The 13,952-nt window shown below is 69.4% G+C and carries 10 protein-coding genes; 5 read left to right on the forward strand and 5 right to left on the reverse strand.

Translation table 11 applies throughout. The features are described 5' to 3' along the window. The first annotated feature begins 73 nt into the window (after positions 1-73). The 4 genes from Q0C38_RS04475 (at position 74) to Q0C38_RS04490 (ending at position 5,773) form a co-directional block, all read left to right on the forward strand. The gene (locus Q0C38_RS04475) at positions 74-1,042 is read left to right on the forward strand and encodes a site-specific integrase (protein ID WP_291295860.1); all 969 of its coding nucleotides are present in this window, start codon (positions 74-76) and stop codon (positions 1,040-1,042) included. A gap of 567 nt (positions 1,043-1,609) precedes the next feature. Continuing rightward, positions 1,610-2,995: an amidohydrolase family protein gene (locus tag Q0C38_RS04480; protein ID WP_291295861.1), complete on the forward strand. Its 1,386-nt coding sequence runs from the start codon at positions 1,610-1,612 to the stop codon at positions 2,993-2,995. Between the two features lie 113 nt (positions 2,996-3,108). Further along, positions 3,109-4,062, forward strand: coding sequence for a PEP-CTERM sorting domain-containing protein (locus tag Q0C38_RS04485; protein WP_291295862.1), 954 nt, complete (start codon positions 3,109-3,111; stop codon positions 4,060-4,062). Positions 4,063-4,285: 223 nt separating this feature from the next. Beyond that, entirely contained in the window at positions 4,286-5,773 is a 1,488-nt protein-coding gene (locus tag Q0C38_RS04490) for an ABC transporter substrate-binding protein (RefSeq protein ID WP_291295863.1), read from the forward strand. 193 nt (positions 5,774-5,966) lie between these two features. Here the strand turns inward: Q0C38_RS04490 and Q0C38_RS04495 are convergent, their stop codons facing one another. The 5 genes from Q0C38_RS04495 to ugpE form a co-directional block, all read right to left on the reverse strand. Continuing rightward, positions 5,967-6,698: an SOS response-associated peptidase gene (locus tag Q0C38_RS04495; protein ID WP_291295864.1), complete on the reverse strand. Its 732-nt coding sequence runs from the start codon at positions 6,696-6,698 to the stop codon at positions 5,967-5,969. 17 nt (positions 6,699-6,715) lie between these two features. Then, a complete protein-coding gene (locus Q0C38_RS04500; protein ID WP_291295865.1) occupies positions 6,716-8,122 on the reverse strand; it encodes an amidase in 1,407 nt (468 codons plus the stop codon). Further along, complete coding sequence (locus tag Q0C38_RS04505; RefSeq protein ID WP_291295866.1) at positions 8,119-8,526, reverse strand: hypothetical protein; 408 nt, start codon at positions 8,524-8,526, stop codon at positions 8,119-8,121. Before Q0C38_RS04505 ends, Q0C38_RS04500 begins: the two co-directional genes overlap by 4 nt. 189 nt (positions 8,527-8,715) lie before the next feature. Further along, positions 8,716-9,846, reverse strand: a complete 1,131-nt coding sequence (ugpC, locus tag Q0C38_RS04510; protein ID WP_291295867.1) for a sn-glycerol-3-phosphate ABC transporter ATP-binding protein UgpC — start codon at positions 9,844-9,846, stop codon at positions 8,716-8,718. Between the two features lie 10 nt (positions 9,847-9,856). Then, positions 9,857-10,759, reverse strand: a complete 903-nt coding sequence (ugpE, locus tag Q0C38_RS04515) for a sn-glycerol-3-phosphate ABC transporter permease UgpE (protein WP_291295868.1) — start codon at positions 10,757-10,759, stop codon at positions 9,857-9,859. A 272-nt stretch (positions 10,760-11,031) separates the two neighbouring features. Between ugpE and Q0C38_RS04520 the strand changes: the two genes are divergently transcribed. Further along, positions 11,032-13,950, forward strand: a complete 2,919-nt coding sequence (locus tag Q0C38_RS04520) for a VCBS repeat-containing protein (protein WP_291295869.1) — start codon at positions 11,032-11,034, stop codon at positions 13,948-13,950. Positions 13,951-13,952: the final 2 nt, after the last annotated feature.

The raw sequence follows: 13,952 nt of genomic DNA on the forward strand, positions 1-13,952 counted from the left end.
GGCACTTCACGATCGGGCGCGGGCAGTACAGGATACCCGCCACGGCCGTCGAGGCATTTGAGCGGGGGGATGCGTGGGGCAGCGGCGGGGAGACGAGCCCAGGCTCAAGCTCTACAGGGGGCGATGGTACGCCGTCTGGTCAGAGGCCGGCGAGACCCGCCGCCGCGCGCTCCGCACCGCTGATCGTGGCGCCGCGCTAAGGGCGCTGGCGGCCTTCGCCGCTTCAGGGCCGAGCACCGAGGAGATCGCCACCGTGGCTGAGGCATGGGAGCGCTACCGGGCCGAGAAGGGCACACCCCGCGCCATCTGGGCCTGGCTGCGCCTAGCGCCGCATTTCGGCCACCTGGCCCCGACCGCCGTCACCCCGGCCGCCTGCCGCACCTACGCCCGCGCCCGCGCCAAGGCCGGCGCGACCGCCGGCACCACCTGGACGGAGCTCACCTTCCTCCGCGCCGCGCTGCGGTATTGCAAGCTCTGCCCGCCGGCCGAGGTGGCGCTGCCGCCGAAGCCGCCGCCGCGCGATCGGCACATGAGCCGCGCGCAGTACGCGGAGCTGCTCGCCGCGTGCGAGACGCCGCATCTCCGCCTATTCGCGCAGCTCGCGCTCGCCACCGGCGGCCGCGCCGGCGCCATCATCGAGCTGACCTGGGATCGGGTGGATTTTGAGCGCGGGCTGATTCGCCTCGGCCTCGGCGAGCAGCGCCGCAAGGGCCGCGCGACTGTGCCGATGACCGATTCCCTCCGCGCCGCGCTCGAGGCCGCGCACGACGCGCGCACGAGCCCCTATGTCGTCGAGTACGGCGGCGAGCCGATCGCGTCGGTGAAGGGCGCCCTGCGCCGTGCGGCGGCGCGGGCCGGCATGCCATGGATCACGCCGCACGTGTTCCGGCACACGGCAGCCGTCTGGATGGCCGAGGCCGGCGTGCCGATGGCGCAGATCGCGGCGTTCCTGGGCCACACCGACAGCCGCGTGACAGAACGTGTCTACGCGAAGTTCAGCCCCGATTTCCTCCGCGGCGCCGCCCGGGCGCTGGAGGCGTGACACACAGTGACCGGCGGTGCAGATGAACCGACGCCGGCCGCTGATCGGCCTCGCACCGTGCCCCCGCAGACCGCCGGAAAGCACACAACGCCTTGATGCGACACGCAACACCGCGTGTTCGGGACGCAGGGGCCGGAGGTTCGAATCCTCTCACTCCGACCATCGGTCGGGGACCATCCCGGGGGTCTGCGCGGCGCGAGGCCGCGATACGCGTGAGGGGCGGTGGCGCAGGCTGCCGCCCCTTTTGCATGCCGGCAGGCGGCCCGTGCTTTCCCCTCGCCTCGCTCCAATCGCGAGATGCGGTCGCCAGATTCGACCGCCAGATTCGACCGCCAGATTCAATCACCGGATTCAGTCACCAGACCGCACACGCAATCACGGGGCCGCATTGTGTGCCGTTGCTGCCCTCGCCCCCGCGCACGAAGGCGTCCCACCCATCCGTCACCCACTGGGCATAGGCCTCGCGCTCGGGCTCGCCAGCGCGGCGGGTGCTCCCTTGCCCTCGCCCCGCCCGCGCGGGAGCATGGCCGGAACGTTTCGCCTGACGCACGCACCGGGGAGGCCGCCATGACGACCATCATCGCCAACACCATCATCGCGACCGTCGATGACGATGACCGCGTCCTCGCCGACGCGGCGATCGCGATCGAGGGACCGCGCATCGCCGCGATCGGGCCGACGGCGGAGGTGCGCGCGCGCTTCCCCAACGCCGATGTCGTCGACGGCCGGCGCCACATGGTGATGCCGGGCTTCGCCAATACCCACACGCATTTCAGCCTGATCATCGCCCGCGGCATCTACGAGGACCTCTCGCCCCCGCACAAACCGCCCTTCTACTCCGGCCTCTCGCCCATCCCGGTGCCGGAGCTCTCGGTGGAGGAGAACGCCGCGATCTGCACGGTGGGCGCCGTCGAGGCGATCCGGTCAGGCACCACGCTGGTGCTCGAGGATGGCGCGCGGATCGCGGCGTACGCATCGCTGATGGCGCAATCGGGCCTGCGCTACGTGCTGGCCGAGCGTGCGTGGGACAAGGCGAAGGGCTCGATCGGCGACCAGCTTCCCTTCGAGGTGTCGGATGCGCTCGCCGATGACGGCATGCAGCGGATCAGTGACCTGCACGCGGCCTGGCACGGCAGGGAAAGCGGGCGGATCGCCGTCGGCATCGCCGCCTGGGCGCCCGACATGTGCTCGCCCGGCCTGCTGCGCCGGCTGACCGACCTGCAATCCTCGCTCGACTGCCTCTCGACCATCCACCTCAACCAGGTATGGGGCGAGGTGGAAGCGGTGAAGGCCACGCGCGGGCGGCTGCCGACGCAGTATCTCGCCGACAATGGCTTCCTCAACGAGCGCGTGGTGTGCGCGCATTGCCGCTGCATGACGTGCGAAGAGGAGCGCCTGCTCGGCTCGACCGGTGCGACGGTGGCGTTCAACTCGGCCATCGCCGCGCGCCGTGGCCTCTCGCCGCGCATCCATGATCTCGAACAGGCCGGCTGCACCATCGCGATGGGCAGCGACAACATGGCAGAGGACATGGTCGAGGTGATGCGCACGGGCCTGTTCATGGAGCGCATCCGCCGCCAGGACGGGCGCAACCCGACGCCGGAACAGGCGCTGCGCTGGGCCACGCGCAACGGCTATGCGGCACTTGGCGTTCCCGATGGCGGCTGGCTCGCCGAGGGCAACCGCGCCGACCTCATCATGGTGCGCACCGATCGCGCGCATCTCGTGCCGCTGATGCGCCCCGTCTCCACCTTCGTTCACCAGGGCCAGGCCGGCGACGTCGATGCCGTGATGGTCGATGGCGCCTGGGTGATGAGGGAGGGGCGCGTGCTGACCCTCGACGAGGCGGATGTCGTTGCGCAGGCCGATCGTATGGGCCGCGGCGCCTGGGCACGCCTGCGCACCGCACGCCCCGACCTGCCGTGGCCTGGCGGGTTCGTTCCGCCGGCCTGAGCGACATGTCGGCGCGTGCTGGCGAAGACGATCGCAGTCAGTGTCCGCGATGATGGACACGTTTGCGCCAGCACGAGCTCGCAATTGTTTCGCTGTACGATCAACAATGGTACATGAACGTCATTGGGCGTCTGCGGCTGAGAACGGCTTGCGGTGCTCGCTGGAGTTGTATCGGAGACGGACCCGTGACAAAGCGCATTGCTCTCATCCTCGGCGCGGCCCTGCTGTGCTCTCCAGCCCATGCCAGCTACACCATCATGTTCGAGCGGAACATCGATGCGGAAGGCGGCAACGAGGTCGGCTTCCGGACCTATCCCACCTTTGACGACCTGCTGGCCAACACCAACGCGGGGCCGTTCATTTTCTCGCCAACCGATGTCAGCCCCGTCTTCAATACCACCGGCCTCACCTATGACGGCAGCCGCTTCATCTTGATGTTCGAGCGGAACATCGATGCGGAAGGTGGCAACGAGGTCGGCTTCCGGACCTATCCCACCTTCGACGACCTGCTGGCCAACACCAACGCGGGGGACTTCGTTTTCTCGCCAACCGATGTCAGTCCCGTCTTCAATACCACCGGCCTCACCTATGACGGCAGCCGCTACATCATGATGTTCGAGCGGAACGTCGATGCGGAAGGCGGCAACGAGGTCGGCTTCCGGACCTACGCCACCTTCGACGACCTGCTGGCCAACAACGCCGAGGGGCCGTTCGTTTTCTCGCCGACCGATATCAGCCCGTTCTTCGATACCACCGGCCTCACCTATGACGGCATCCGCTACACCATGATGTTCGAGCGAAACGTCGATGCGGAAGGCGGCAACGAGGTCGGCTTCCGGACCTACGCCACCTTCGACGACCTGCTGGCCAACAACGCCGAGGGGCCGTTCGTTTTCTCGCCGACCGATATCAGCCCCTTCTTCAATACCACCGGCCTCAGTTTCAACGGCCCATTCGCCGGCGGAGGCGGGAATGGCGGCGCCACCCCCGTCCCGGAACCGGCCAGCCTCGCCCTTTTCGGTCTTGCCCTCGCAGGGCTGATGGCCGCGCGACGCCGCCGCGCCTGAACACCGGCGTTTTCATTCCGCTGCCTGTCGCATAGGCAACCCGCACAATCGTTGCGCATGTTTGACGAATGTTTCGTGAAGGGCCTACCCTTCCTCTCTCGCAACCATGACCGGGGAGGTGGCGATGACCATCCGTCGCAGAGATGTCGTAGCAGGCCTGGCGTCGGCGCCGGCCATCCTTCACGCAACGACCAGGCAGGCCGATGCGCAAGGCGCGCGAAAGGTGATCCGCGCCGTTCCGATCGGCGATCTTCGCGCGCTCGACCCGATCTGGACCACCGCCTACATCACCCGCAACCACGCCTACATGGTGTGGGACACGCTGTTCGCGATGGATGCCTCGAACACGCCGCAGCCGCAGATGGTGGGCGAATACGGCGTCTCCGGCGACCAGCTCACCTGGACGTTCCGGCTGCGCGACGGCCTGCTCTGGCATGACGACACGCCCGTCCGCGCGGCCGATTGCGTCGCCTCGATCCGCCGCTGGGGGGCGCGCGACGGCATGGGCCGCGCGCTGCTCTCCGTCACCGACAGCCTCACCGCCCGCGATGACCGCACCTTCGTTCTGGTGCTGAAGCGGCCCATCGGCTTCGTTCTCGAGGCCCTCGGCAAGATCGACAGCAACGTGCCCTTCATGATGCCGGAACGCCTCGCACGCACCGACCCGAGCACCCAGATCGGCGAGATCATCGGTTCGGGACCGTTCCGGTTCATCCGCGAGGAATGGATCGCGGGCGTGAAGGTGGTGTACGAGAAGAACACGCGCTACGTGCCGCGCAGCGAACCGCCCTCTCAGGCCGCAGGCGGCAAGGTGGTGAAGGTCGATCGCGTCGAGACGCTCTACACCCCCGATTCGGCGACAGCCGCGAACGGGCTGATGGCGGGCGAGCTCGACATGCTCGAGAATCCCGCACCAGACCTCGTGCCCCAGCTGACGCGCCACCGCGACGTGATCGTGGCCCCCAACGATCCGCTCGGCTACCAGCTGTTCCAGGTGATCAACCACCTGCATCCGCCCTTCGACAACGTGCTCGCCCGCCGTGCGCTGCAGACCGCGATCAGCCAGTCTGACTTCATGAACGCGACGGTGGGTGACCGTACGCCCTGGCGCGAGTGCGGCGGCATCTTCGGCTGCTTCGGCGAGGACACGCAGAAGGCGGCGCTTGGCTGGCCCGCGCAGAACCTCGCGCGCGCGACCGCGCTGTTGCGCGAGAGCGGGTATGACGGCAGGCCCATCGTCATCCTCGACCCGGCCGACAACGCCACGCTCCATCCAGCCGCGCTGGTGACGGCCGATACGCTCCGGAAGATGGGTGCGAATGTCGACCTCCAGGCGATGGACTGGAGCGCGTTGGTGCAACGGCGCAACAACCGCGCCGCCCCCAACGCAGGCGGGTGGAATCTCTTCATCACCAACGCGACGATCACCGGCATCGCCAACCCGCTGCTGAACATCTTCACGCGCCATTGCGAGGAGGCGTGGTTCGGCTGGCCGTGCGACCGCCGCGTGCCGGAACTCATGACGGCCTGGACCTTCGAGGGCGATGCGGCGAAGCGCAACGAGATCATGATGGCGCTGCAGAAGGTGCACGTGGAGACGGTGACGTCGATTCCCCTCGGACAGTACCGCTCGGTCATCGCGCACCGCCGGGCGCTCCGCGGCGTCATTCCGGGTCCGGCGCTGTTCTACTGGAACGTCGAGAAGGCGTAGGACGCGCCCCCCTGCTTCCCCCTCTCCCGCCGGGGCGGGAGAGGGCCGGGGTGAGGGTGGGGGGCCGCGACGCGCTCCTCCGGCCAAGCGCATTCTTCGCATCACGACCCCCCTCACCCAACCCTCTCCCCCGCAAGCGCGGGGGGAGAGGGAAGAGCAATGGGATGCGCGACTGCCCGGCGTCAGCGAACGCTCAGTCCTCGCCGAACGCGGGCGGGCCCTCGGCCACGCCGAGGCCCGCCAAGGGCGTGACGTCGGGGTCACGCGCGATCAGGCCGTCGTCGTCCTCGCGCACACCGTTGACGCGCGTCGAGACGGGCCAGATGCGGAACGCCGCGCCATCCATCGGCCGCAGCACGGAGGCAGCGTCGCCCTCCACCTCGCGGAGCCAGAGCGGCCAGGCCTCCGGCGGCAGCACCACGGGCATGCGGTCATGCAGCGGCACGAGCCGCGGCGCGGCCGGGCAGGTGACGACGGTGAAGGTCCGCAGGATCGACTGGTCGGGCGCGCGCCATCGCTCCCACAGCCCCGCGAGCACCATCGGCGCGCCGCTTTCCATCGCGACGGCATAAGGCTGTTTCCGTTTCTCTCCCGGAATCTCCGCCCATTCGTAGAACCCGTCGATCGGCACGAGGCAGCGTCGCTTGGCGTACGCATCGCGATAGGCGGGCTTCTCGGCGAGGCTCTCGGATCGCGCGTTGATCATCCTGCTGCCGATCGCCGCGTCCTTGGCCCAGAGCGGCACGAGGCCCCAGCGCAGGAGGTCGAGGTGCCGCGCACCCGTCTCGGGGTTGCGGCGCACCACGAGGCTCGTCTGCGTCGGTGCGACGTTGAACCGCGCCGGATGGTTCGGCACGGGGTCGACGGTGCGGAACAGGCGCGCGAGCGCCGCGGGGGGGCGCGTGAGGAAGTAACGACCGCACATCGCTTAGGGAGGCCCGGTCAGATCGAGGGGCGGCGTGAGCGGCTGCCCGAGGCCTCCTCGATCGCATGGCCCGCGGCAAGCACCGTCGCATCGGCGAAGGGCGCGCCGATGATCTGCAGCCCGAGCGGCAGGCCGTTCGGCGCGAAGCCAGAGCACACCGACATCGCAGGTCCTGCCGAGATGTTGGCCGGTGCCGAGTAGGTCGGCCGCGAGAGGCCCTCGTCGAGCGACTGGTCTGCCAGCCGGGGAGCGGGGCCTGGGGTCGAGGCCGTCACCAGCACGTCGAACCGCTCGAACAGCGCGTTGAACTCGGCGGCGAGGCTGCGGCGCTGGCGCTGCGCCTGGATGTAGTCGGCCGCGCGCATCACCCCGCCTGCCATCACGCGCACGCGGAAGGCGCGGCTGTAGGCCTCGGGCCGGGTGGTGAGGTCGGCCTCGTGCAGCGCATAGGCTTCGGCCGAGATGATCAGGCGGTTGGCAGCGTTGAAGGCGATCAGCGGTGGGCAATCGGCGGTACCGACGGTGCAGCCGAGCTCCTTCAGCATCCGCTCGGCATCCGCCATCTGCTCCTGCACCTCGGCGGAGGCGGGAAGGTCGGTTTCGTAGAAGCGGCGGAGCACGCCGACCCGCAGGCCCTTCACCCCGCGCCGCGCCGCGGCCGCATAGCCGCCGGGCGGGGGCGTGGAGGGAACCGAGGCAGGGTCGGCCGGGTCGTAGCCGGCGATGGCGTCGAGCAGGATCGCGCAATCCTCGGCCGTCCATGCCATCGGGCCTGCGGTGTCGAGGCTCGGCGACAGCGGGACGATGCCGCGGCGGCTGACGAGGCCGGCGGTCGGCTTGATCCCGGCGATGCCGCAATAGGCGGCGGGGAAGCGGATCGACCCACCCGTGTCGGAGCCGAGGCTGCCGAGTGCCAGGCCGGCCGCGACCGCGGCACCCGATCCGGAGGAGGAGCCGCCGGTGAAGCGCTCCGTGTCCCAGGGGTTGCGGGCGGGCGGCCAGGGCAGGTCGAAGGCGGGGCCGCCGATGGCGAACTCATGCGTCGCGAGTTTGCCGAGCATCACCGCGCCGGCGGCGCCGAGCCGCCGCACGGTCTCGGCATCCTCGGCCGGCACGTTGTTCTCGAGGATCCGGGAATGCGCCGTCGTGCGCACGCCGGCGGTCGCGTAGATGTCCTTGTAGGCGAGCGGGATGCCGTGCAGCAGGCCCTTCAGCGCGCCCTGCATCATCGCCTTCTCGGCGGCCCTCGCCGAGGCGATCGCGGCCGCGTCGGTCACGGCGAGATAGGCATCGATGCGGGGGTTCACCCGCTCGATCCGATCGAGCAGCGCGCGCGCAAGCTCGACCGGCGAAAGGCGGCGGGAACGGATCATTCCCGCGGCATCGGCGATGCTGAGATGGTGCAGCGTGTCGGCCGACCTCATCGGCGGCGCGCCCGGGGTGCGGACTTTGCCGGCTTGCGCGGCGCTGCCTTCGCCGCAGGCTTTGCCTTGGCGGCCAGCTTGGCCTTCGCCTTTGGCGCAGGCTTTCGCGCGGGCGTGGGCGCGGGCTTGGGCGCAGCCTTTCGGGCTCGCTCGGCCCGCTTGACGGCTGGGGGCTTCGCCGCCTCCGCCGCCGGTGCGGCACGGGCGGGCATGGAAGGGTGGAACACGAAGGCCGGCTCGTCGAACAGGCTGCGCGCCCGCGGCAGCTTCGCGGCCAGCGTCACGAGGTGTTGGAAGGAGACGGCGAGGTCTGCCTTCTGCCCGGCATTCAGTGTCAACCCGGCGCGGCGGATCAGGAGGTCGATCTCATCCCGCGTGACGGAGGGCGGCGGGGGCGACGGCATGGCGGCCGGGGGCGGCGCAGGCTCAGGTGCCGGCGCCTCGGCGCGTGGGTTCGGTCGCGCCTGGCGGTTCACCGGGCCACCGGTGCCGGGAGGGGGGAGAGGTTGCCCGCCTTGCGGGCGGCGAGGACGCGCGGTGCCATCAGGGCCATATTCCTTCCGAGCAGCACGGAGATGGAATGGCCCGGAGTGTTACCGATCGGCGGCCAGATTGGCAACGGACGCGGCCTGCTCCGCCCGGCGGGGGATGTGCTGCCCCTCCGCCCTCCGCCCCGTGCCGGCATCGAACACGTGCAGCGACAAGGACGGCAGGGTGACAGGCAGGATCGAGCCCGGCAGCGGCGAGGAGCCGGTGAGCCGCACCGTCATTTCCTCGCCCGACGGCAGCAGGCCGTGCACCAGGCTCTCGGCGCCCAGCGGCTCGACCAGGTCGACGCGCAGGCCGAGCCCGCCCTCCCCGCCCGCGACGATGTGTTCCGGGCGGATGCCGATGGTCAGCCCGGCCCCGGCCGGCATGTCGCGCCGCCCGTCGAGGAAGGGAAGCGTCGGGCCGGCCTTCAGCACCGCCGCCTCGCCGCCCGGGGCAAGCCTGGCTTCGAGGAAGTTCATCGCCGGCGCGCCGATGAACCCGGCGACGAAGGTGTTGGCCGGACGCGACCACACCTCCATCGGCGAGGCCACCTGCTCGGCCCGCCCCTCGTGCATGACGACGAGGCGATCACCCAGCGTCATCGCCTCGACCTGGTCATGCGTGACGTAGAGGGAGGTGACGCCGAGGCGGCGCTGCAGCCGCTTGATCTCGGCGCGCATCTGCACGCGGAGCTTGGCGTCGAGGTTGGACAGCGGCTCGTCGAACAGGAACAGCTTCGGCTCGCGCACGATCGCGCGGCCCATCGCGACCCGCTGGCGCTGGCCGCCGGAGAGCTGCCGCGGCCGGCGCTGGAGCAGCGCGCCGAGGCCCAGCAGGTCGGCGGCCTGCTGCACGCGGGCGGCGATCTCAGCCTTGGGCAGGCCACGGATCTTGAGCCCGTAGGCCATGTTGTCGAACACCGTCATGTGCGGGTAGAGCGCGTAGTTCTGGAACACCATCGCGATGTCCCGGTCCTTCGGCTCGAGGCGGGTGACGTCGGCGCCGTCGATCAGGATGCGGCCGCCACTCGCCGTCTCAAGCCCGGCGACGATGCGCAGCAGCGTCGACTTGCCGCAGCCCGACGCGCCGACGATCACGATCATCTCGCCCTGGCCCACGGCCAGGTCGATGCCGTGCAGCACATGCGTCGTGCCGAAATCCTTGCGCACGCCCTCGACGGTCAGCGTCGCCATCAGAATCCCCTCACTTGTCGGCCTCGACCAGGCCCTTCACGAACCACCGCTGCATCAGGATCACGACGGCCACGGGCGGCAGCAGCGCCATCACCGTCGTCGCCATAACGATGTTCCACTCCACGTTCGCCTCGGTGCCGAGCATCTTGACGATGCCGACGACGATCGTCTCGATCTCCCCGCCCGTGGTGATGAGCAGCGGCCACAGATACTGGTTCCAGCCGTAGATGAAGAGGATGACGAACAGCGCCGCGATGTTGGTGCGCGACAGCGGGATCACGACATCGAAGAAGAACCGCATCGGCCCCGCGCCGTCGATCTTCGCCGCCTCGATCAGCTCGTCCGGGATCGTCAGGAAGAACTGGCGGAACAGCAGCGTCGCGGTCGCGGACGCGATGAGGGGAACGATCAGCCCGGCATAGGAGTTGATGAGCCCGAGATCGGACACGACCTGGAAGGTCGGGAAGATGCGCACCTCGACCGGCAGCATCAGCGTGATGAAGATCGCCCAGAACGCCAGCATCCGGCCGGGGAAGGAGAAGAACACCACCGCATAGGCCGACAGCAGCGAGACCGCGATCTTGCCGACCGCGATGCAGAGCGCCATGACGAAGCTGTTGAACATCATGGTCGCGACCGGCACGGCGACCGTGCCGCGCGCGCCGACGCCCCAGGCGGCCGCGTAGTTTTCGAGGCCCTGCGCCCCGGGGATGAGCGGCACCTCGCCGCGGCCCACCACCGCCGCCTCGTGCGTCGAGCCGACGATGACGATCCAGACGGGCAGGAAGAACAGCAACACGCCGAACACAAGGATGGCGTGGGTGAGCCAGTCCAGCCGCCGGCGCGCGCTGTCGGCGGCAACCGCGGCGGCCTCGGCGCGGGCGAGGTCGGCCGTCGTCAGCGGTGCGTGCATGCGCCGCCCTGCCGTTCGAACCCGCCCCCGTGACCCATCGCGCTCCCTCGCCGCCTGTGGCTGCTTCTTCCTGCCGGTCCTCACCGCGCGGCGCAACCGGGATCGCGACGCGGGCGTGTTGCCGGACGATGATATTACACGCCCGGCACGGTGGACGACATGCCTCGCCGCCGTATTGCTTCGTGGTTGCGAAGGATCAATGACGCCTGCGGCCATGGCTGCAACCCTTCGTCATCGCGCGGGAAAAGGCGCGGGGCGGGGAAGGGAAAGAGATGGCACTCAGGATCTCGTTCGGGCAGGGCGGCGCGCCGACGCAGTGGTACCTGCCGGGGACCGACACGACGCTGCTGCCGCCTGGGCCCCCGGGGGGCCAGCCTCCGGTGGCCGATGCGCTGACGGACGGTCCCTACGCCCCTGGCTGGGACGATACGCCCCTGTTCGGCGGGCTGGTCGAGGCCGACACGGTGGGCGGCACGGCGCACAGCTTCGATGTGGTGGGCGGCTGGAACAGCGTGAAGAACGCCTTCGCCCAGTCGGATGAAGCCGAGGAACTCCGCTTCGACGGGTTCGTGCAGGTCGACATCGCTGTCGGCAGCGGCGATCCGGGCGGTGCGTCGATCATCACCGTGATCGGCGCCAAGCGCGGCAACATCGTCACCGGCGCGGGCGACGACATCATCCGCGTGGAGGTGCTCTCGAACGAGGGAACCTGGAACAACGAGTTCCGCATCAACGCAGGCGCGGGCGACGACGTTGTCACCATCACAGGACTCGACCGTGACCGCGAGCTTGCCGGCGGCGACACGACCTATGCGTCGTTCGTCGGCACGGGCGGGACCTGGAACACCAGCGGTGGCACCACGGCCACCTTCGTCGATCTCGGCGACGGCAATGACCGCTTCATCGGCCATGGCAGCGACGACACGGTGACGGGCGGCGCGGGCGACGACCTCGCCGATGGCGGCGGTGGCACCGACGTCTGGGTGCTCACCGGCACGCAGGACGGCTACCGCATCGCGTGGATGGACGGGCGATATATCGTTACGGACATCGACCATTCCGCCAACGGCAATGACGGGCGCGACGATATCGGCGGCTTCGAGCGGGTGCGATTCGGCGACGGCACCGAGCTCACGCTCACGCCCCCGCCGGGACTGACGCTGTGGAACCGGCTCGGCGATGCAAGAGAGGCGGTGGAAAGCGAGATCGGGCCGGACGGCACGCTTGCTGGCGGCACGTTCGTCCCGGGCGTGTTCGGCGGCGCCTGGCGCGCCACGAGCACGGAGGCGACAGAGGACAGCGTCGCCGTGATGCCGATCAGGGGCGTGTCCTTTCCGTCATCCGTGATCAACGCGGCATCCGGAACGATCGAGTTCTGGGCGCGTCTCGAAGGGTTCAGCGGCGGGATGGGCGCCAATGCCCATCCTGGCCTCATCACCACCGCACCGATCTCCCCCGGCGACGGAACCGGCCACTGGAACATGGGGTTCACGGGCAACGACGGCGGCGGTGGCTACGGCTTCGTCGGGCAGGCCGGTGACGCCAACTTCACCGGAACGAACGCGCGCTTCTCGCCGCCCACCTTCGAGGAGATCCTCGGCGGCCAGCCAGCGGATTGGCATCACTTCGCACTGTCCTGGACCAGCGACGGCTTCGGCGCGCTCGGCCAGCCCGACCGCGAGACGATGCTGTTCATCGACGGTGTACCGGTCTCGGAACATTGGGAGGAGCGTGTGCTGCGCGGCTTCACGCCCGAGGGTGAGCCGCTATATGGCACCGGCGCGCTCGTGCCGCCGTTCGGTGACACGCTCGTCCTCGCGTTCACGAGCGGCCCCGGCTGGCCGTCAGACTCGGCGATCGAGTTCGACAACCTCAAGGTCTGGAACATCGCGCGCACCGACTTCAGCGACCGGTTCGACGAGGATGCGGGCGCGCCACCACCGACCGACACCGCCAGCCTCACCTTCGCCGACATCGCCAACGGCGTCGGGGGGTTCAAGGTCATCGCCGAAACGACGGACCTCTATCCGTTTCGCGAGCTCGAATCGATTGGCGACCTCAACGGCGATGGACGTGGCGAAATTCTGATTGCAGGAGGCGGCGCGGCGTATGTCGTCTGGGGCAAGACTGACGGCGTTCCGGTCGCGCTCGCGGACGTCGGAAACGGCATTGGCGGCTTCAAGGTTTACCATGACGACTTCTATCCCTTCTTCGCCGCCTCGGTCGCTGCGATCGCCGACCGCAACGATGACGGCCTGCAGGAGTTGCTGATCGGAGAGGCCGGCATGGACGGCGCGGCCTACGTCGTCTGGGGGAAGGGCGATGGCGAGGCCATTACCCGCGAGGACATCTGGAACTACGACGGCGGCTACACCGCATTTCGTGGATACCTGATGGACTATGCGGGCTTCGGCGTCGGCGCCATCGCAGACCTTGGCGGCGATGGGCTGGAGGAACTGATCATCAGCGCCTGGCCGAACCTCGAGGATTTCCCGACGCCCGGCCTCATCTACGTCGACGGCGATGGCGGCTTCCGTGTGGTGGGGTCGAACGAGGGCGATGGCATCACCTACGAGGCGACGCTCGGCGACACCAACGGCGACGGACGCGAGGACCTGCTCGCCAACGGCTACCACGGCGCGTATGTCGTCTGGGGGCGGTCGGATCGGAGCGATGTGTCGACGAACGACCTCGCGGCCGGGACGGGCGGGTTCGTGATACCCGGCGCGCAGGGCAGCGGCGGCATCGACGACCTGAACGGTGACGGGCTGGCCGAGATCCTCGCGGTGGATGCCCAGAATGCCTACGTCATCTGGGGCAAGGCCGATGGTGCCGCCGTCGCTCTTGCCGACATCGCGGCAGGCAATGGCGGGTTCGTCGTGACGGGGGCGCGGTCACTCGCTTCTCTCGGCGCCGATGTCAACGGCGACGGGCGCCACGAGCTGCTCGCCCACGATGCAGCCGCGAGCTACGTGCTCTTCGGCAAGGATGACGGCGATGCCGTGAGCCTCGCCGACGTCGCGGCTGGGATCGGCGGGTTCCAGGTCTTCGGCGATGGGGCGGCTTTCGCCCCGTCAGGCGACATGAATGGCGATGGTGTGCCCGAGCTTCTGACGTCGATGCCGGCAGGCGCAGACCCGGCCTCGGCCTTCGTTCTGTTGTCGACCGCTGCGTGGCTGCACGAGGGGTGACA

Origin of the sequence: Elioraea sp. (assembly GCF_022842375.1) — a bacterium.
Lineage (GTDB): Bacteria > Pseudomonadota > Alphaproteobacteria > Acetobacterales > Acetobacteraceae > Elioraea_A.